The organism is Amycolatopsis sp. cmx-11-12 (assembly GCF_046269425.1).
Taxonomy (GTDB): Bacteria; Actinomycetota; Actinomycetes; order Mycobacteriales; family Pseudonocardiaceae; genus Amycolatopsis.
In genome coordinates this window covers 14,176-34,025 of record NZ_JADNQM010000023.1, presented here as the reverse complement: position 1 = coordinate 34,025, position 19,850 = coordinate 14,176, and the positions used below count along the sequence as shown (strand labels likewise).

Annotated in this window: 16 protein-coding genes; 5 read left to right on the top strand and 11 right to left on the bottom strand. The window is 68.8% G+C overall.

Features of this window, described 5'->3' with window-relative positions; genetic code table 11:
- Complete coding sequence (locus ACLARN_RS27725; protein ID WP_409494399.1) at nucleotides 1–960, bottom strand: amidohydrolase family protein; 960 nt, start codon at nucleotides 958–960, stop codon at nucleotides 1–3.
- Nucleotides 961–1,082: 122 nt separating this feature from the next.
- Nucleotides 1,083–3,605: a LamG-like jellyroll fold domain-containing protein gene (locus tag ACLARN_RS27720; RefSeq protein WP_409494398.1), complete on the bottom strand. Its 2,523-nt coding sequence runs from the start codon at nucleotides 3,603–3,605 to the stop codon at nucleotides 1,083–1,085.
- Between the two features lie 426 nt (nucleotides 3,606–4,031).
- On the opposite strand from ACLARN_RS27720, the gene ACLARN_RS27715 reads away from it, so the two are divergent.
- Entirely contained in the window at nucleotides 4,032–5,621 is a 1,590-nt protein-coding gene (locus ACLARN_RS27715) for an FAD-binding oxidoreductase (RefSeq protein WP_409494397.1), read from the top strand.
- Here the strand turns inward: ACLARN_RS27715 and ACLARN_RS27710 are convergent.
- Nucleotides 5,596–6,519, bottom strand: coding sequence for a LysR family transcriptional regulator (locus ACLARN_RS27710; protein WP_409494396.1), 924 nt, complete (start codon nucleotides 6,517–6,519; stop codon nucleotides 5,596–5,598). The genes ACLARN_RS27715 and ACLARN_RS27710 overlap by 26 nt on opposite strands.
- Before the next feature lie 114 nt (nucleotides 6,520–6,633).
- Here ACLARN_RS27710 and ACLARN_RS27705 point away from each other — a divergent pair, with 114 nt between their 5' ends.
- A complete protein-coding gene (locus ACLARN_RS27705; RefSeq protein WP_409494395.1) occupies nucleotides 6,634–8,067 on the top strand; it encodes a M20 family metallopeptidase in 1,434 nt (477 codons plus the stop codon).
- On the opposite strand, the gene ACLARN_RS27700 is transcribed toward ACLARN_RS27705, so the two are convergent.
- A complete protein-coding gene (locus ACLARN_RS27700) occupies nucleotides 8,003–9,586 on the bottom strand; it encodes an AMP-binding protein (protein ID WP_409494394.1) in 1,584 nt (527 codons plus the stop codon). The genes ACLARN_RS27705 and ACLARN_RS27700 overlap by 65 nt on opposite strands.
- 126 nt (nucleotides 9,587–9,712) lie before the next feature.
- Nucleotides 9,713–10,273 (bottom strand): TetR/AcrR family transcriptional regulator, encoded by a 561-nt coding sequence (locus tag ACLARN_RS27695; protein ID WP_409494393.1) that lies wholly within the window; start codon nucleotides 10,271–10,273, stop codon nucleotides 9,713–9,715.
- A gap of 131 nt (nucleotides 10,274–10,404) precedes the next feature.
- Between ACLARN_RS27695 and ACLARN_RS27690 the strand changes: the two genes are divergently transcribed.
- The 3 genes from ACLARN_RS27690 (at nucleotide 10,405) to ACLARN_RS27680 (ending at nucleotide 12,838) form a co-directional block, all read left to right on the top strand.
- Nucleotides 10,405–11,109 (top strand): alpha/beta fold hydrolase, encoded by a 705-nt coding sequence (locus tag ACLARN_RS27690; RefSeq protein WP_409494392.1) that lies wholly within the window; start codon nucleotides 10,405–10,407, stop codon nucleotides 11,107–11,109.
- 61 nt (nucleotides 11,110–11,170) lie between these two features.
- Nucleotides 11,171–11,815: a flavodoxin family protein gene (locus ACLARN_RS27685; protein WP_409494391.1), complete on the top strand. Its 645-nt coding sequence runs from the start codon at nucleotides 11,171–11,173 to the stop codon at nucleotides 11,813–11,815.
- Nucleotides 11,816–12,838: a LacI family DNA-binding transcriptional regulator gene (locus ACLARN_RS27680; protein WP_409494390.1), complete on the top strand. Its 1,023-nt coding sequence runs from the start codon at nucleotides 11,816–11,818 to the stop codon at nucleotides 12,836–12,838.
- Nucleotides 12,839–13,177: 339 nt separating this feature from the next.
- Here ACLARN_RS27680 and ACLARN_RS27675 read toward each other — a convergent pair whose 3' ends face one another.
- From ACLARN_RS27675 to ACLARN_RS27650, 6 genes are all read right to left on the bottom strand, one after another.
- On the bottom strand, nucleotides 13,178–14,482 hold the full coding sequence (locus ACLARN_RS27675) for a protein kinase domain-containing protein (RefSeq protein ID WP_409494389.1): 1,305 nt from the start codon (nucleotides 14,480–14,482) through the stop codon (nucleotides 13,178–13,180).
- 110 nt (nucleotides 14,483–14,592) lie between these two features.
- Nucleotides 14,593–15,225 (bottom strand): SGNH/GDSL hydrolase family protein, encoded by a 633-nt coding sequence (locus ACLARN_RS27670; RefSeq protein WP_409494388.1) that lies wholly within the window; start codon nucleotides 15,223–15,225, stop codon nucleotides 14,593–14,595.
- The gene (locus ACLARN_RS27665; RefSeq protein WP_409494387.1) at nucleotides 15,222–15,983 is read right to left on the bottom strand and encodes a sugar phosphate isomerase/epimerase family protein; all 762 of its coding nucleotides are present in this window, start codon (nucleotides 15,981–15,983) and stop codon (nucleotides 15,222–15,224) included. The genes ACLARN_RS27670 and ACLARN_RS27665 overlap by 4 nt, the downstream gene beginning before the upstream one ends.
- Nucleotides 15,980–17,017 (bottom strand): LacI family DNA-binding transcriptional regulator, encoded by a 1,038-nt coding sequence (locus ACLARN_RS27660; protein WP_409494386.1) that lies wholly within the window; start codon nucleotides 17,015–17,017, stop codon nucleotides 15,980–15,982. Before ACLARN_RS27660 ends, ACLARN_RS27665 begins: the two co-directional genes overlap by 4 nt.
- A 66-nt stretch (nucleotides 17,018–17,083) precedes the next feature.
- Nucleotides 17,084–18,526: a chondroitinase-B domain-containing protein gene (locus tag ACLARN_RS27655; RefSeq protein WP_409494385.1), complete on the bottom strand. Its 1,443-nt coding sequence runs from the start codon at nucleotides 18,524–18,526 to the stop codon at nucleotides 17,084–17,086.
- Nucleotides 18,527–18,539: 13 nt separating this feature from the next.
- The gene (locus ACLARN_RS27650) at nucleotides 18,540–19,841 is read right to left on the bottom strand and encodes an alpha-L-fucosidase (protein ID WP_409494384.1); all 1,302 of its coding nucleotides are present in this window, start codon (nucleotides 19,839–19,841) and stop codon (nucleotides 18,540–18,542) included.
- Nucleotides 19,842–19,850: the final 9 nt, after the last annotated feature.

The window sequence follows — 19,850 nt, the reverse complement described above, 5'->3', positions numbered from 1 at the left end:
TCAGAGGCGAAGTAGCTTTTCGACGTTGCCGTGCGCGATCTTCTCGCGGTCGGCTTCGTCGATGGGCGCGGTCTTGAGCAGGTTCACCATGGGCTCGTTCGGAGTGTACGGATGATCGACCGAGAAGATGATCCGGTCGGCTCCGAGCACGGCCAGCGCGCACTGCAACGGCGGGAACGTCGCGTAACCGCTGGTGGTGATGTGGACGTTGGTCTTGAAGTAGTCCGCGACCGGCTGGCGCAGGTGTTCGTTTATCGGCGTCAGCACGACGTCGATCCGCGACAGCGCGAACGGGATCATCTCGCCCATGTGACCGATGATGATCTGGAGGTCCGGGTACTCGTCGAGGACCCCGGAGACGATGAGCCGCAGCAAGTGCACCGCGGTCTCGGAATGCCAGCCCCAGGCCGCGGTGGCGAGGTTGTCGGCTTGCAGGTCGGAAAGTCCCGAGAAGTACGCGTCCAGCACGGGTTGCGGCGGAAGCGCCGGGTGCAGGTAGAGCGGGACGCGGAGTGATTCCGCGGCGGCGAGCACCGGCCGGAACGCGGCGTCGTCGAGGAAACGGCCGGTGGTGAGGCCGTTGAGCATCGCGCCCTTGAGCCCGAGTTCGGTCACGGCACGGCGGAGTTCGTCGGCGGCCGCGTCCGGTGCCTGCATCGGGAGGGCCGCGAAACCGGCGAACCGGTCGGGATGATGGGAGATCGCGTCGGCCAGCGCGTCGTTCGCCTGGCTCGCCCGATGCGCTTCCTCCGGCTTCAGCGCTTCCGCGCCGGGGACGGCGTGCGAGAGGACCTGGACGTCGATCCCGGCCGCGTCCATCTCCGCGATCCGGCCACGGCCGAGGTCGCGGAGCTTCTTCCGGATACCCGCCATGATCGGGTGGTCGCCCAGTTCACCCTCGCCTTCCTCGTTGTACAAGGTCGGGTGGGTGAAATGCTCCTCGATGGCGATGACCTTCAACTCGACCCCTCCACGCGCACGATCACTGACCTGGACGCCCAGTCTTCTCGGTTCGCGCTCGCCGAGGAACTTCGTTCGTGCGGAGCACGCGGCGCCGGGAGTGGCCCCGGCGCCGCGTGTTCTCAGTCGCGCTTCGCGAGTGTCGCGACCTCGGCGTCGGACAGCGACCGGTCGTAGAACCGGACGTCGTCCACCGCACCGCGCAGGAAGTCGACCTGCTGTCCGCCGTACTGGCCGCGGCCGATCACCGTGTGGCCGGTGCTCGGCGCAGCGGCGCAGGCGTTCTGCGAGGCGACCTTCTTGCCATCGACGAAAAGCGACAATGTGCCCGCCTTCGCGTCACGGACCCCGGTCAGGTGGTACCAGCGGCCGACTTCCGGCTTCTCCGGCGACAGGGCGCGGAGACCGACGAAGCTCATCGCCCACCGCTGGTCCTGCCCGGAGTACTGCAGGAAGAACGCGCTGTCGCGGCCGGTGTCCTGGCTGACGACGGTCTGGAACGCGCCACTCGCCTCGTCCAGCTTCGCCCACGCCGAGACCGAGTAGCTGCTCGCCGTGTTGACGAGGTTCGAGCCGGTGTCAGCCTGTCCGTTCCCGGCGAAGGCCAGCGCACCGCCCTCGACACCGCCTGCCCACTGGGCGTTGGTCAGCGCGGCGTGCGCGTTGCCGACCGAGTCCGCGGCGCTGGAACCGGTGCCCTCGTTGAACTTGTAGGCGTGGACGCCGGTGAGGCCCGGAGTGCCGGGGCCCGGGTCGGGCGCGCCGGAACCGCTGCCGTCGGCGTTGCGGATGATCGCCTGGTTGACCGCGCGCACCTGCGCGAAGTCCATCTTCTTCACCTGCCTGTCGTAGGTGAAGAATCCGTTGACCTCGTGCTCGACGTCGGTGATCTGCGTGTAGATCGAGCCGCTGATGGCGCAGCTCTGGGCCGCCGCGAGCACGTCGCGCTGGTTCTGGACGTAGCGACTGTTCAGGGTCGCCTGGTCCTTCACCATCTCGTAGGCGTGGCCTTCGCCGAACCACATGTGGTCCTTGACCTCGAGCCCGTAACCGCCGTGTTCACCGTCGATCGAGATCCGCTTGCTGTCGGGCATCGGCTTCGCGGGACCCGGGTAGGCGTGCCAGTCGAGGACGTCACCCTTGCCGGAATCGCCGAGGGAGTCGCAGCAGTTGACCCCGCTGTGCGCGTTGACCAGCCGGGTCGGGTCCTGTGCCTTGACGCTTTCGGCGACCTTGCCGGTCTCCTCGCGCGACCACTCCGCCCAGCCCTCGTTGAACGGCACGTAGCCGACGATCGAGGTCCAGTTCTTCTTCTGCTCCACCAGTTCCTTCAACTCGACCTTGAACTGCTGCTGGGCGTCGACGGGCGGACGGCCACCGGTGCGCATCGACGGCATGTCCTGCCAGACGAGCAGGCCGAGCTTGTCCGCGTGGTGGTACCAGCGGTCGGGTTCGGTCTTGATGTGCTTGCGGACCGTGTTGAAGCCGAGGACCTTGTGCTGTTCGAGGTCGAAGCGCAGTGCCTTGTCGGTCGGCGCGGTGTAGATGCCGTCCGGCCAGTAGCCCTGGTCCAAAGTGGACTGAAGGAAGAGGATCTTTCCGTTGAGAGTGAACCGGAGTTTGCCGTCGGCGCCCTTCGCCGTGCCGAACTCACGCATGCCGAAGTAGGACGACACCTTGTCGACGGTGCGCCGTCCGTCCTTCAGTTCGACGTCGAGGTCGTAGAGGAAGGGCGAATCGGGCGACCAGAGCTTCGCCTTGGGCACCGGCAGGGAGATCGTCCCGGCTGCGGACGCCTTGCTGCGGCTGACCACCTTCCGGCCGTCGCGGACCACGGCCTCGACGGTCAGCCCGGAAGCGCCGCCGGTGTCGACGGTGAGCTTCAGCGTGGAGGACTTGAGGTCGGGGACCATGCCGAGGGTGCCGACGTGCTTGGCCGCGACCGGCTCCATCCACACCGTCTGCCAGATGCCGGACGCGCCTTCGTAGAAGATCCCGCGATCCGGGGTCAGGCGCTGCTTGCCGACGGGCTGCCAGGTGGCGTCGGCGCGGTCCTCGACGCCGACGATGATTTCCTGTTCCCCCTTGGGTTTCAGCGCCGAGGTCACGTCCGCGGAGAACGCGCCGTAACCGCCCTGGTGTGCCGCGACCTCCTTGCCGTTGACGTAGACCTTCGCCTTGTAGTCGACGGCGCCGAAGTTGATCCGGAGGGTGTTGTCCTTGCCCACGCCCCAGTTCTTGGGCACGGTGAACGTGCGCCGGTACCACATGTAGTCCTCGTGGCGCTGGATCCCGGACAACGCCGACTCGACGGGGTAGGGGACCAGGATCTTCTCGGCGAGCTTCTCGCCGAACGGCGGGACTTCACCCGGCGCGGCGCCGGCGAACTCCCAGACCCCGTTGAGGTTCTGCCAGTTCTCGCGCACCAGTTGCGGCCGGGGATACTCGGGCAACGCGTTGGACGGCGAGACCTGGTTGGTCCACGGGGTGGTCAGGCGCGGCTTGCCCATTTTCCAGCCGCTCTCCGCGGCCGTCGCGGCCCCCGACGTCAAGGCCAGGGCGGAGACGACCGCGACCGCGGTGGCCAGTGATTTCCGGAAGCGTCTGGAACTTCGGGGGCGATGAGGTGACAACGTTGACAACATCTGCTCGACACCCTTCTCCGGGGGCGGCCGCCTCGGCGGAGGTGCGCCTCCCGCTGGACTTGTGCAGGCGTGAAACCACGGCCCCCGTGGCCGAGGGACCGGTGTGAGTGGGGCCACGGAAAGCCGTCAGGACTTTTTTACATCGTTGATACAACGTTGTAAAGCGTCGAAGGCCTCGAATCGGTCCTGGGTGGTGGAGCTGTCCTGTGTGTCAGGGGAGGCGGATCGGTTCGGGCTGGGGCAGCCTTATCGACTGAACTCGTGGGTGTGGAGGAGTGGTGGGCTGATGTCCCCAATGTGGCATTGGAGGCGCTCAGCGTCCCCAATGCCGCATTGGGGACACCGTCGAGGTCCAGGAAGATCGCGTTGACACAGCAATTGACCGATAGGTAACTTACTGGGGAGTCAGCTCGAACGGAGACATCGATGTCCACCGACGAACGGTCCTGGTGGGGCTGGGGCACCACCGACGGCGAACTGTCCGATGAAGAGTCCGACGCGCTCGTAGCCCGCACGTCGGCGGTCCTGCCCGGCCACGACTTCACCGACCACGCCCCGCCGAAGCCCGCGGACCTCGGCGTCCCGCCGTCGCGGATCCGCCCGCCCGAGTCGCTCGCCGCGTTGTGCGGTGACGAGCCCGCCGACCGGTTGTCCCACGCTCGTGGCAAGGCTTTCCGGGACGTCGTCCGCAATCTGCTCGGCCAAACCGACCACGTTCCGGACCTGGTCGCCCGCCCGCGCTCGGAACAGGACGTCGTCGACCTGCTCGACTGGTGCTCGGCCGAAGGCGTCCCGCTGATTCCTTACGGTGGCGGCAGTTCCGTGGTCGGCGGGATCGAACCGCGGTTCGACGGGCCCGCGGTCTCGATGGATCTGGCCGGCCTCGACACGGTGCTCGAAGTGGACACGGTCAGCCGCGCGGCCCGGATCCAGGCCGGGATCTTCGGGCCCGCGCTGGAAGACCGCCTTCGCCCGCTGGGGCTGACGCTGCGGCATTTCCCGCAGTCGTTCGCCCACTCCACCCTCGGCGGCTGGCTCGCCACTCGCGCGGGCGGGCATTTCGCCACGCTCGCCACCCACATCGACGACCTCACCGAGTCGCTGCGCGTCGTCACCCCGGCCGGCATCAGCGAATCGCGACGGCTGCCGGGTTCGGGCACCGGTCCCTCGCCGGACCGGATGTTCCTCGGCTCCGAGGGCACACTCGGCGTGATCACCGAAGCCTGGATGCGCTTGCAGGACAGGCCCGTCTGGCAGGTCACCGCGTCGATCACGTTCGAGCGGCAGGAGGACGCGGTCGCCGCCACCCGCGCGATCGCGCAATCCGGGCTCCACCCGTCGAACTGCCGCCTCCTCGACCCGGCCGAAGCCTTCATCAACGCGGGCGCGAGTGTGGGCGGCGGCCTTCTCCTGGTCGGTTTCGAATCCGCCGACCATCCGGTCGACGCCTGGCTTGACCGTGCGCTGGAGCTGGCCGTCGGTCATGGTGGCATGGCGAAAGCCCGTCGCAGCAAGGATTCCGCGCGTCAGGAAGGTGATTCGGCGTCGGCGTGGCGGTCTTCGTTCCTGCGGATGCCGTACCAGCGCGACGCTCTCGTCCGCCGGTCGCTGATCGTCGAGACCTTCGAGACCGCTTGCACCTGGGAAGCCTTCGACGAACTGCACCACGCGATCACCTCTGCGGCACGCGCCGCGATCGACGAGGTGTGTGGCGGCGCGGGTGTCGTGACCTGCCGCTTCACCCACGTCTATCCCGACGGACCCGCGCCCTACTACGGGATCTACGCCGCCGGGCGCTGGGGGAGCACGGTCGGACAATGGGACGAGATCAAGGCCGCGGTGTCCGAGGCGATCGCCGGTCACGGCGGCACGATCACCCATCACCACGCCGTCGGCCGCGATCATCGTCCCTGGTACGACCGGCAGCGTCCCGATCCGTTCGCCGCCGCCCTCACTGCCGCCAAGACCGCCCTCGACCCGGCGGGGATCCTCAATCCCGGGGTGTTGATCCGCTGACCGGCGGGCGGACGAACGCGGTCAGTAGCGCGGTGAACCGCATGGCCGCCAACGACAACGTCCGACCCGCCATGGTCTGCACCTGTGCTTCGCGCTTGCGGAACACGGCGTTGTCAAGAAGCACGTAGGCTACCCCTTCGGTGGCCGCGTCCTGCCGGATGTCGCCCAGTCCGCCGACGAGCGCCAGCCCGCCGCCGCAGCGGACGAACTCGTACTTGGGGCTCAATTCGTCGCACACCAGCACCGGATGAGACGTGAGGTTCTCGATCCGAGTGGCGATGTCGAACAGGTCGCGCAGGCTTTGGCCTTGCGAGGGCAGGGCGAGGGGGTGTTCGCACAGTTCGGTGAGATCGATGGAGTCGCGGCCGGTCAGCGGATGGCCGAGCGGGACGATCGCGTACACCGGGACGACGACTGCGCTTTCGACGCGCACGCCGTGCTGCGGCCCGGTCGTGAACGTGACGGCGACGTCGGCCGCGCCGTCGAGCACGCGCCGGGTGGCTTCCTCGCGGTTCACGACGTCGAGGTGGAAGGTGACGTCGTGTTCGCGGCGGAAGGCGGCGATCGCCTGGGGTACGACACGGCGGGCGAACCCCTCCGAGCAGGCGACGGTGAGCGAACGGGCGTGAAGCCCCCGCCCGGTGCGAAGTTCGTCGACGAGGACGGCCGATTCGGCTTCGCTGCGGCGGACGTGGTCGAGCAGCCGGTTCCCGGCGTCGGTCGGCTCCATCCCCCGCGGATGCCGGACGAACAGCGGAACCCCGATCCCGGCCTCGAGCTTCGCGATCTGACGGCTGATCGCCGACGGCGCGACGGTCAGCTCGGCCGCCGCTTCGGACACCGAACCGGTGCGGGCGACTTCGAGGAAGTACGTCAGCGCGATCGGCAGCAGGCGCACAGAGGCTTTCCTTTGCTTCAATCAGAACGCAGGGCGCCGCAAACGGCAATGGTCAGTGTAGGCGAACCGGCTTAGGCTCGTCCTCGACACTCGGCGAACCAATCGGGAGAGAACGTGCCCACATCGGCGGAACTGGTTTCGAAGGCCCAAGAACACGTGGACTCAGGCGCCTTCTTCGCCGAACTCGCCACACTGGTCCGGTACCCGACCGTGAGCGACCATCCGGACGGCCGCGTTGCCATCAAGGCATACCTGGACGAGGTGCTGACTCCGGCACTGACGGCGCTCGGCTGCTCGGTGCGGCGGTATCCCAACCCCGACCCGGCCGGTGGCCCTTTCCTGATCGGCACCCGGATCGAGTCGCCGGAGCTGCCGACCGTCCTGTGCTACGGCCACGCCGACGTCGTAGGCGGCCACGAAGGGCGGTGGAGCGAGGGCCGGGACCCGTGGACGCTGACCGCCGACGATGAGCGCTGGTACGGCCGCGGCTCGGCGGACAACAAGGGGCAGCATCTGATCAACTTGACCGCCCTCAGGCTGCTCCTCGCCGAAACGGGGTCGCTGGGGTTCAACCTCAAGTTCCTGTTCGAGACCGGAGAGGAGATCGGCTCACCCGGTCTCGGCGAGTTCGTCGCGGCGCAGTCGCAAGCGCTCGGGGCCGACGTCCTCATCGCCTCGGACGGCCCGCGGCTGGACGCGGCGACGCCGACGGTGTTCCTCGGCGCGCGCGGCAGCGTCCGGATCTCGCTCGACGTCGACCTGCGCCCCGACGCCTATCACTCGGGGAACTGGGGTGGGGTGCTGCGCAACCCCGCCACCACCCTCACCGGGGCGATCGCCTGCCTCGTCGACGGGCACGGCCGAATCCAGGCGCCCGGGCTCCTGCCGCCTGAACTCCCTGACAGCGTCCGCGAGGCGCTCGCGGAGATCCGGATCGCCGGCAACCCGGGAGATCCGGCACTGGAGGAAAGTTGGGGCGACACGGGGCTTTCCGCCGCTGAGCGGCTCTACGGCTGGAACACCCTCGAAGTCCTTTCGCTGGGAGCCGGGGATGTCGACCGGCCCGTCAACGCCATCCCTGGCAGGGCCCGCGCGGTCCTGCAACTTCGCTACGTTGCCGGGACCGACGTCTCGGATGTGGCGGACACGATCAAGAAGCACCTTGCGGCGCAAGGGTTCTCCATGGTCGAAGTCAACGCCGAAGCGAGTTTTCAGGCCAGCCGCACCCCGGTCGGGAACCCGTGGGTGGGCTGGGCGAAGGGCGTCCTTGACGAGGTTTCCGACCGGCCGGTGGCGATCCTGCCGAGTTTCGGCGGCGGCCTGCCCAACCACGTGTTCACCGACATCCTCGGCATCGCGACCCTGTGGCTGCCGCATTCCTACCCGGGTTGTCTGCAACACGCGCCCGACGAGCACCTGCTCGCGCCGATCGCCCGTGAAGGTCTCGTGCTCGCCACCGCGCTGTTCCACGCGCTTGGCCGGTTCACAGCTCCCGCAGCAGATACCGCTGAAGTTTCCCGCTCGCGTTCCGGGGAAGTGCCTCGATGAACCGGACGCGCCGTGGGTACTTGTACGGCGCCGCTGTCGCCTTCGCGTGGTCCTGCAACGCCCTCGCGACGTCCGGGCTCTGATCGGCGCCGGACCGGAGCACTACGAACGCCGTCACGACGGAACCGCGGTCCGGGTCCGGCGTCCCGATCACCGCGCATTCCTCGACGTCCGGGTGTGTGAGCAAGACTTCCTCGACTTCGGGGGCGGCGATGTTGTACCCCGACGAGATGATCATGTCGTCGCTCCGCGCGACGAACCGGAAGTAGCCGTCGGCGTCGCGGACGTAGGTGTCGCCGGTGATGTTCCAACCGTCGCGCACGTAGTCGCGCTGGCGCGGGTCTTCGAGATAGCGGCAGCCGGTAGGGCCTCGCACGGCGAGAAACCCGGGCGTGCCATCGGAGACGGGCGAGCCGTCGAGGTCGAGGACGGCGGCCTGGTAACCGGGCACCGCCTTCCCGGTCATGCCGGGCCTTGCCTCCTCGTCGGCGGCGGAAATGAAGACATGCAACATCTCCGTGCTGCCGAGCCCGTCGATGAGCGGCCGCCCCACGATTTCCCGGTACTGCTCGGCCACGGGAGCGGGCAGCGACTCGCCCGCCGAGACCGCACGGCGCACTCCGGCGAGCAGCCGTCCGTCGCCGGAGTTCAGGATCGCGCGGTACGCGGTCGGGGCGGTGAAGAGGACGGTGACACCGTTGCCGGCCACGATGGCGGCGAGTTCCGCCGGCGTCGCGCGTTCGACCAGCAGGGAAGCGGCGCCCGCACGCAGGGGGAAGACCAGCAGTCCGCCGAGGCCGAAGGTGAACGCCAACGGCGGTGTGCCGCAGAAGAGGTCGTCCGCCTCGGGGCGCACGATGTGCCGCGAGAAGGTGTCGGCGATCGCGAGCAGATCGCGGTGGAAGTGCATGGTCGCCTTCGGGGATCCGGTCGTGCCGGAGGTGAACGCGAGGAGCGCGACGTCGTCGGCCGCTGTCGGGACGTCGGTGAAGGAGGTCGGATGCCGGTCCGCGCGGGCGGCGAGGTCGGCGCCGTACGACACGACGGGCAGCTCCGGCGGGAGTTCGCCCAGCAGGCGCTCGTCGCAGACGGCGACCGTGGGCTCGGCGCGCGCGACGATCTTGTCCAGTTCGGCCCGCCGCAGCATCGGCATCGTGGTGACCGCCACCGCGCCCGCCTTGAGCACAGCCAGCCAGACCGCGGCGAGCCACGGCGTGTTGGTGCCCCGTAGGAGTACGCGGTTTCCCGGCACCACACCGAAGTCACTGACGAGAACGTGCGCGATCCGGTTGGCGTGGGCGAGCACCTCGCCGTACGACCACGTTCCGGTGGGCGAAAGCAGGCAAGGCCGGTCTGGCCCGAAGCGCGCGATCGTGTCGTCGAGCAATGCTGTCGCGGCGTTCAGCCTGTCCGGATACCGCAGCTCGGGGAGGTCGAAGTCCAGCCGTGGCCACTGGTCCGCGGGCGGCAGCCGATCGCGGCAGAACGGATCGACGTGCGCACTGGGAGAAAGCCTCATCGTCGCCGCTCCTCGGTCCGGCCGGGCCCCCTTCCGCGAAGGTAGCACTTGTTACGACCGTCGAGAAGGCGCAATGTCCTGCTTGTGACGACGGAACCGGACGGAACATAGAACCTGCGCTGAAACTCAGCCGACGACGTCGGTGACCGCGCGGTGCAGCGTGCTCCGCACGGTCTGAGCGTCGTCGAGGTTCCCGCCGTGCAGTGCGCCGTCGCGGAGGAGGACGAGTGTGCGAGCGGCGTGCTCAGGGTCGGCATGACCGGCATCGCGCGCCAGGTCGCGGAGTACGCCGAAGAACCAGTCCCGGTGGTCGTCGATGACCTGCCGGACCCGGTGCGCGGGGTCGGGGTACTCGGCGGCGGCGTTGAGGAACTGGCAGCCGCGGAAGTCGTCGTCGAGCGTGCGGTCACCGATGATGCCCAGTGCCGCCAGCAGGGCCTCGCGGGCGGGTTTGCCCTGGGTCGCCGCGCCGACGCCCGCGCGGATCCGCTCGCTCGTGGTGCTCAGGTACGCGGCGACGAGGTCGTCCTTGGTGGGGTAGTGGCGGTAGAAGGTCGCCCTGGTCACGGCCGCCTCGGAGACCAGCCGCTCCACTCCGACGGCGTGGATGCCTTCGGCGTAGAACAGTCGCGACGCGGTCTCGAGCAGCCGGATCTTCGGGTGCGTCTCCCGGTCGGCAGTCGTCATCTCCGCAGTTTAGAGAAAGAACGGTCGTTCCACTAGATGGCTCACGCCACGACACAGTGCGGAAGGTCTGACGGGTGGGCATTGTTCAGGCAGAAAGACCGATCGTTCTCCCTGGCTCTGAAGGAGTAACCATGAGCAACCAGAAGCCCACCATCGTCCTGGTCCACGGTGCTTTCGCCGACTCGTCCAGCTGGAACGGCGTCGTCCCGAAGCTGCGTGAGCAGGGCTACCGGGTGCTGGCGGCGTCGAACCCGCTGCGCGGGATCGAGTCCGACGCCGACTACGTCGCCGACGTCGTCAACGGCGTGGACGGTCCCGTCGTGCTGGCCGGGCACTCCTACGGCGGCGTCGTGATCAGCCGGGCGGCCACCACCGCGCCGAACGTTAAGGCGCTCGTCTACATCGCCGCCTTCCAGCCGGAGGCGGGGGAGAGTGTGTTCGAGCTGTCCGGCCGTTTCGAAGGCGGCAAGCTCGGCCCCGACACCACGAACGTCCTCGCCGCGCAGGGCGAGCTGTCGATCAAGCCCGAGAGCTTCTCGGACGTGTTCGCGGCGGACGTCCCCATGGAGACCGCCGACGTCATGGCGGTCACCCAGCGTCCGGTCACCGAGCGCGCGCTGGCGACCCCGTTCGACGGGGAGCCGGCGTGGAAGAACGTGCCGTCCTGGGCGCTGATCGCCGAGCAGGACCACGCGATTCCCGCCGCCGCGCAGGCGTTCATGTCCGAGCGGGCCGGTTCGGAGGTCACCCGGATCGAGGCCTCGCACGCGGTCTCGGTCTCGCGGCCGGACGTCGTCGCCGAGGTCATCCTCGCGGCGGCCGCCAAGGTCGCTTGACAGGTGAATCCTCGCCGGAGAGACTGCAAAAGCGTTTTTGCAGTCTCTCTGGGAGGGCCGCGTGAAGGTCTTGGTGCTCGATTCGAGCCCGCGTCGTGAAGGGAATTCCTGGGCGATGGCCCAGTCGCTGGCGAAGGGGGCGGAGGAAGCCGGTCACACGATCGACTTCGTCCGTCTCTCCGATTTCGTGGAGTCGCCACTGGGGGACTGCCGTGGTTGCCGTCTGAGTGACCGGTCCTGTGGGATCGCGGACGACTACGAGCGCCTGCTGTTCGACCACGTGCTCCCGGCCGACGCGATCGTGTACGCGACCCCGCTGCACTGGTACGGCATGACCGGACTGCTCAAGTCGTTCTTCGACCGGCTTTTCTGTTACACCTCGGGAAGTTCGCCGCACACCGGCCATGTCGTGCCAGGGTTGATGAACAAGCGCGCCGCGGTGGTGATCTCCTGTGAGGAGAGCTATCGCGGGGCGACGCTCGGTCTCGAAGCCCAGTTCCAGGAACTCACCCGGTACCTGCGCCAGGACCTCGCCGGGATCGTGGTCGGCGTCGGCAACAGCCGGGGCGAGGTGGAGCGCGATCCCGCTCGGCCGCTGGAGGCCGCGGCGGACCTCGGACGTAGGCTGGGCGACGCCCACGTCACCGACTATCGGCTGGACACCGACCGGCCGAACCGCGTTTGGGGACCGCCCGTGGAGGTCTGATTGTCGCCGACCATCCGTGACGTCGCCGCGGCCGCGGGGGTCTCGATCACCACCGTGTCCCATGTGCTCAGCGGGCAGGGCAGGATCTCCGAGGACACCCGGCGCCGCGTCGTGCGGGCGGCGGCCGAACTCGGTTATCAGGCCAGTGTGCACGCCCAGCAGCTGGTCACCCGGCGCAGCCGGACCCTGGCGATCCAGCTCGCGAACTCGGTCGACGCGAGCAACGCCTGCGCGTTGGTGCCGAACTCGGACTATTTCCTCGAGGTCCTGAACGGGGCGGCCGAAGCCGCGTCGAAACGGTCGTACGGCCTGTTGCTGACGCCGCCGGACGCGGACCTCGACCGGCTCAACGCGTTCGCGGTCGATGGCGCCGTCCTCGTCGACCCCCGTGGCGACGAGCCGTTCTTCGCCACGGGCTGGTGCCGTGACCGCCCGCTGGTGACCGTCGGTCGCCCACTGGCGTCGTCGTGCCCCGTGCCGGTCGTCGTGGACAACGACCTCGTCGCGGCGGCGCGGCTGATGCTGGATCACTTGGCGGACAACGGTTACGAGCGCCCAGCGATGATCACCACCGACACCAGCCGCTCCTACGCGGCGGATCTCGTCGCGGGGTACACCGGCTGGGCGGAAGACCGGGGACTGGAGCCGGTGGTGGTCGAGATCGACGAACCGCCGACCACCGAAGGCACGGCGGAGGCCCTGGGCAGGCTGCTCGACCGGCGGGTATGCCCGGACGCCGTCTTCACGACGTCGGAGAATCTCGCGCTCGGTGTTCTCCACGAGGCCCGTCGCCGACGGCTCGCGGTGCCCGGTGAACTCGGGATCGCCAGCGCGGTGGACAGCGGTTCGCTTCGGCTCACTTCTCCGCAGGTCACCGGGATGTTCGTGCACCCCCGCGAGGTAGGCGGCCGCGCCGCCACGGCGTTGATGGACCTCATCGAGAGCGGCACTCCCGACGGCGGGCCACGCCGGATCGAGGTGCCCGTGCGGTTGAACGCGCGGGAATCCACCTGCCGCAAGTAGTCCTCTAATTGCGGTAAGGACGGTTAGGGCCAGCCGTGTATCAGGTACGTACTTGTCGTGCCCGGATGGAGGTTTCGCGTGACTGGATGGACGACACACGTGATCCGACGGACGACACGCGTGTTCGGGTGGACGACTCGCGGCGAAACCCCTGCCGCGCGTGTCGCCCGTCGGATCCACACATGCCGTCCCCTTAGTCACGCGAAACTGCCCGCGCGGTACTGGCGAGTGGACCCCAATGTGGCGCTGGGTGCGTTGAGTGCCCCCCCAATGCCACATTGGGTCCGCGTTCCGCTCGCTACCCGGCCGCAAGTAGGGGACTACTTGCGGCAGGAGCCGCTAGGAACTCCGGCATACAGCGATCGGCGCGTCCCCGACCTCGTCACCGGTGGTCGCGATGAAGCCGAACGTCGTCGTCCCACCGGCGGGCAGGACCGCGTTCCAGTCGAGCTCGGACACCCGCACGCGGTCGCCGTCCTGCGCCAGGGAACCGTTCCACAGATTGGCGATCCGCGTCCCTGGCGGCATCGTCCAGCTGACCTCCCAGCCGGTGAGCCGGGTGTCCTTGGCGTTCCGCACGGACACGCGGATCTCCGAGCCGCCGGGCCACCGATTGGCCACCTCGTACCGCGCTTCGCACACCGGCTTCTCCGCCAAGGTGCTCGCGGGTGGATCCGCCACCGGAGCGGCGGGCGGGTCGCCGTCGAACAGCAGGATCCCGGCCAGGACACCACCCGCCACCACCGCGCCGCCCGCGATGGCGAACGGCAACCGTGAACGGCGGGCCGGCGCGGGAAGCCGTTTCGTGCCGGACAGGATCGCCGGGCGGCCGTCGGCGACCGCGGTGAGCAGCCGTTCCGCCTCGGCCATGTCCGGCCGTTCGCCGGGATCGCGCCGGAGCAGCCGCAGGAGGACGTCCGTGAGCGGGCCGGTGGTCCGCGGCGCGATGATTTCGCCGCGCGCGACCCGTTTGAGGAGCGCGATCTGGTTGCCGTCGGTGCCGAACGGCGGTGCGCCTTCCAGTGCGGTGTAGAGCGTGGCGCCGAGGGAGAACACGTCCGACGGGTAGCCGGGTTCCTCGCCGTCCGCGACCTCGGGGGAGAGGAACGCCGGAGTGCCGACGACGAGGCCGCCGCCGGTCATGGTCCCTTCGCCGGTGGCGTGGGACAGGCCGAAGTCGGCGATCTTCGCCTGGCCGTCCTCGGTGATCAGGACGTTGTTGGGGGTGACGTCCCGGTGCAGGATCCCGTCCGCGTGGGCCGCGGTCAGCGCCGACGCGACCTGCGCGCCGAGTTCCGCCACCCGGCCCGCCGGGAGCGGGCCGTCGCCGGAGAGGAGTTCCGTCAGCGGCCGTGACGGGAGGAACTCCATGACCAGGAACGGGGTCCCGTCCTGTTCGGCGACGTCGTACACGGTGACGGCGTGCGGATGCTTGAGCCGCGCGGCGACCCGCGCTTCCCGCATCGCGCGCACGATCGACCGGAACGGGGCGTCGTCCGGCGAGTTGTCCGGCAGCAACTGCTTGACCGCGACCGTCCGGTTGAGCCGTTCGTCCCGTGCCTGCCACACCACGCCCATCGAGCCCCGGCCGACCTTGCGCTCCAGCCGGTAGCGGCCGGCGACGAGCTCGCCTTCACGTGTCACGCCGCCCCCTTCTGCCGGAACACGGATCCGATGGCGGTCCGGTTCACGGGGACGACTTTATCGGCCAGGCCGTGTCCTGTAAGTCTGTTCGCAGTCTTACAGGACACGGGCTAGCGCAGCGGAGCCTCTTCGACCGGCACACCGGCCGCCGCGAGCCACGCTTCGGCGAGCAGCCGGTGACCGAGCGGGCTGGGGTGGACGCCGTCCGGCGCCAGTGTCTCCGCCCCGTGCTCTTCGGCGGCACGCGGCATGAGCAGATCCGCGCGAACCAGGCGAGCGCCGAACTCGGTGGCCACTTCCAGCGCGACCTCGATCCGGGGTGCCAGATCGGCCACCCAGTCGTGTTGTTCCGGTTCGACCGGCAGGAGGAACGGCGTGATGACGTACAGCTCGGCCGGGAGGTGCTGCCGTGCACTGGCCAGCAGCCGGGTGTAGGCCGCGCGGAACTTGTCGATCGGGCTCGGCAGGCCGCGGTCGAAGGTCCGCCAGGTGTCGTTGATGCCGATCTTCACGGTCAGCACGGTGGGACGGAACGCGAGGACGTCGGTGGTCCAGCGGGCTTCCAGGTCGTAGATCCGGTTGCCGTTGAGCCCCTTGTTGAGCACTTCCGGGCCGGCGGGCAAGAGGTCGGCGATCTGCCGGACGTAGCCCTTGCCCAGCGCCGCCGGATCGTCGCGGTCACGGCTGGAGTCGGTGATGGAGTCGCCGGCGAACAGCAGCCGATCGGTTTCGGTGAACCTCACGCGCCCGCCTCGATCAGCTTCCGCAGCGAATCGGCCTCACCGGGGATGAGGTCGGGATCGTTGTCCGGGACGAACTCCAGCAGCGCGTCGAGCGGCCGCTCCGTCTTCGCGAGCAGCGCGAACGCCCGCGTCCACAAGTCCGTCCTGGCGGTGAGCAGATGCCGTTCGTTACTGGGCCACCACGAGAAGACGTGCACCGCGCGGACCCGGTCGAGGACCAGTTCCAGCCCCGCCAGCGCCTGCTCGTCCGGCAGGTCCTGCGGCGGCTGCCAGTAGGTGCCGAGATTGTCGCGGCCGACTTCTTCGAGCAGCTGGACGGTCGACTCGGCGGTGTCGGTCAGCGTGCCGCCGTGGAACTCCAGCGCGACTTCCAGACCGTGTCCGCCCGCGACGTCGGCGGCTTCGCGGAGTCCGGCGACGACCTGCTCCCGCTCTTCGGGGTCGACGTCCGCGGAACCCGCTTTGCCGGCCCACACCCGGATCCTGGCGGCACCGAGCCGGACAGCGGTGGCGGCGATGTCGCCGAACTTCCCGGCCTCCATCGGGGTGGCGCGGAAGTAGGATCCGTAGGAATCACAGGTCAGACCGTGCCGTGCCATGGCTTCGAGGACGCGGTCGGCCGCCCAGTCGTCGCCGGGCCGCACATGGACGTCGGCGCCCCACTCGATCACCTGAAGCCCCGCGTCCGCGGCGCGGCGGGCGACCTCGTCGGCGTCCAGACGCCGCAGCGTCACCGAGCACAGTCCCGGCCGGATCATTTTCCCTCCCATGGTTGAGTACTTTCCCGCAGCACGACCTCGCCGGTGATCGCCAGGACGCGAGGGTTGTCGGCGCGAGTGTCGAGGATGAAGTCGAGCGCCCGCTCGCCCATCCGCTCGATCGGGACGCGCACGGTGGACAGTGAAGGCCTGATGTCGCGCAAGGTGATGATGTCGTCGAATCCCGCGATCGCGATATGCGCGGGGACCAGCAGACCGCGGTCGCGGCAGGCGGCCATCGCGCCGACGGCCATCACGTCGTTGACGGCGAACACGCAGCCGCGGAAGCCGCTCTCGATCGCTCGCACCATCGCCGCGTAACCACCGTCGCGGGTGAACTTCGCGCGCAGCACGTCGTTCTCGGGCAGCGGGATGCCCTGCCGGGCGAGGCCGTCACGGAAGCCGAGGACACGATCCCGCGAGGTCATCAGGCCGGGTGGCCCCGCGAGGACGAGGAAGTCGCGGTGTCCGAGCAGGACGAGCTGTTCGGCCAGATCCGCCGCTCCGGCGCGGTTCTCCAGCATGACGGTGTCGAACGGCAGTTTCCGCTGCCCGATCACCACGACCTGGCCGTCGGCGGCCTCGAACGCCTTGAGTTCCTTGGTCAGATTCCGTTGCAGGGCATCGCCCTCGTTGCGCGACCCGGCGAGGATGACCGCCCGCGCCCGTTGCCCGCGCAAGGTCGTGACGTACTCGAGTTCTTTCTCCGGACGGTTTTCCGTACTCGCGATGGTCACCGTCAGCCCGTGCCGGGCGGCCACGCGCATGACCCCGGACGCGATCGAGGAGAAGTACGGGTCGACGATGTCGTGCACCAGCAGGCCGACGACGTTGCCGCGGCCGCGGGCCATCGCCTGTGCGGGGACGTTCGCCGTGTACTGCAACCGTTCCGCGGCCTCCAGCACCGATTTCCGCAGGTCCCCGCTCACCTGTCTGGTGCCGCCGTTGAGCGCCCTCGACGCCGTCGCGAGCGACACTCCCGCCTCACGGGCGACGTCGGCCAGGGTGACCGAACCCGCGGCGCGCTGCGGCATGGTTCCTCCTCGGGTGGTACGGGCTCACGCCGGCGAGGACGGCCACCGGCGTGAGCCCGGGTTTCGCTACGGAGCGGCGGGGCCGACGTCCGCGGGGGTGAGCGGCCGGTTGGCGATGGCGGCCGTCGAGTACTCGTCGGCGCCGACGTCACGCTTGCTGCCGCGAGCCTGGCCGTCGATGTCCAGCGTGACCGGTGCGGTCGACAGGGTCGCCGCGTCGATCGCCGGGCTGCCCGCGGCGAGCCGCGAGATCCCGTCGGTGCCCTGCACGAGCTTCGGGTCGACCCGGCGGAAGGTGCCGGCCGGGATGTTCCCGTCCCCGCCCGAACCCCACAGGATGTTGCCGGACCAGGTGAAGTTGCCCGTGGTGCTCATCGAGACCAGGTCGCCGTTGCTGCCGACGAAGAGGTTGTCCGAGATCGTGCAGTCGCGCGGTTCGATCGTCCGTTTGGTCTCGCCGGAGAGCGTGCCGCTGTTGTTCAGCAGCGTGTTGTGCGCGATGAGCACGCGGTCCGCCGCGTCGTTGCCGCGCCGTGATTCCTTTGATTCACCCGGGAAGTGGTCCCGAACGGAGCCGCTGCCGACGACCAGCGCGCTGCCGGACACTCCGGCGACGTAGTTGTTGAGGATCTTGTGGTCGTTGCCGTAGATCCGGATGCCTTCCTTGCCGCCGAGGATGAAGTTGGATTCGACGACGGACTTGTTCCCGTGGCGCAGCACGATGCCGCCGAGGCTGTTCCGGATGGTGTTGTTGCGGATGAAGTTGCCCGACGACTTGACCGAGATCGCCTCCGGGTCGCCGTTCGCGCGTTCGAACAGGTTGAACTCGATCTTGGCGCCGGCGGTGCTCAGCGCACGCGGGCTGACGCCGAGCCGGATCGGCTCGCCGCCGTTGTCGCCGGGGAAGGTGTGGTCGGAGAAGTAGTTCCGGAAGACCTCGACGCCCGCCGCCATCTTGGTTTCGTCCGCGCCCTCGATGCAGAGCATGACGCCGAGCGTGGTCTTGTGGTGGAAGTGGTTGCGGTCGATCTTGCTCTTGTCGGCGCGGACCATCACCCAGTGGAGGCCTTCGATGTCGGCCAGCTGGAAGTCGTTGCGGGTCAGGCGGATCACCGAACAGTTCGCCGGGATCTCGATCGTGGTGCTCTGGCGGAACTTGAACCCGCTGATCGTGACACCGGTGGAGTCGTCGAAGACGAAGCTCTGCTCACCGTTGAGCGTCACTCCGCCGCGCGACTGGGCGACGATGGTGATCGGCTGGTCTTTCGTGCCCCGCCTGCCCTTGATGGTGATCGGCTTGCCCGACGGCACGGTGTACGTGCCGTTGTTCAAGGTGATGACCGCGCCGGGACCGGCCGCGTTGATCGCGTTCTGCAGTTCGGTCAGCGAACTGACGTTCAGGGCGCACCGCCCCTTGGGTTTGGCCGACGCCGTACCGGCGGTGACCCACGGGACGGTGACCAGTGCGGCGCCGAGGGTGGCGCCGCTGAGGAACCTTCTGCGATCCATGATGCCTCCGTGCTCAATCGGTGGGGAGGGTGGCGGCGGCGGGGCTTTCTGTCCTCAGGAACAGTTCGATCACCGGGACCGGGGTGTCCGGTTTCCGGATGGGGAGCTTGAGGGTGAGCGTGCCTTCCGGCTGCCCGCCCATCTGGGTGTTCTGCGCGGTCTGCCCGGGATCCGTGTGCACCTGCCGGATTTCCGAGGCGTCGTCGAGCAACTGGGCGTAGCGGACCCGCCCGGCCATCCCCGGCAGGTGGACGTGGTTCATCGGCCAGCTGAAGAGGTGCAGGTACAGCCGGTCTCCGCGCTGGGTGTAGCGGCCGTCGGCGGGGGCGGTGAACTCGGCGGGACCGCAGCCGCGGATGGAGCGTTCGTGCCGGTCCATCCAGCGACCCAGTTCGGCGAGCACCGCGTGTGCCCGGGGGTCGATCTCGCCCCGGCCGTTCGGGCCGACGTTGAGCAGCAGGTTGCCGTCCTTGGACACGCCGTCGACGAGCATCCGGATGAGCAGTTCGGGGCTCTTGTAGTCGAGGTTGTCGCGGTCGTAACCCCAGCTGCCGTTGAGGGTCTGGCACGCCTCCCACACCACCGGGACGCCGTCGCGGGTCATCGGCCCGGACGGCTGGTACTGCTCCGGGGTGATGAAGTCGCCGGGGATGCCGGTGCGGTCGTTGACCAGGATGCCGGGTTGCAGTTCGCGGACCAGGTCGAGCAGGCCGGGGGAGTCCCAGTCGTCCGGTCCCTTGCCACCCCACCATTCCTTGCGGCCCTGGTACGAGAAATCGAAGAACAGGTAGTCGATCGTCCCGAAGCGGGTGAGCAGCTCGCGGACCTGACCGTGCAGATAGAGCTGGTACTCGGCGATGTCGGCGTACTGGTGCGCGGCGATGTACTCCGCGTCGTCACGGCGGGGATGCGTGCCGTCGACAGGGAACGCGGGATGGTGCCAGTCGATCAGCGAGTGGTAGAAGCCGACCTTCAGGCCTTCCTCACGGCAGGCGTCGACGAACGGGCCGAGCAGATCCTTGCCGTAGGGCGTGTTCGTCACCTTGAAGTCGGTGAGATCGCTGTCCCACAGGCAGAACCCGTCGTGGTGCTTGGTGGTGAGCACGACGTAGGTCATGCCCGCGTCCTTCGCGGCCCGCGCCCAGGAACGCGGGTCGTACTTGTCCGGTTCGAAGTGGTCGAAGTAGACGCGGTACTGCTTGTCGGTCAGCTTTTCGCGGTTCTGCACCCATTCGTGCCGGGCGGCCAGCGAATACAGTCCCCAGTGGACGAACATCCCGAACCGGTCGTGGGTGAACCAGGCGGTGGAACTCACTTCAGGATC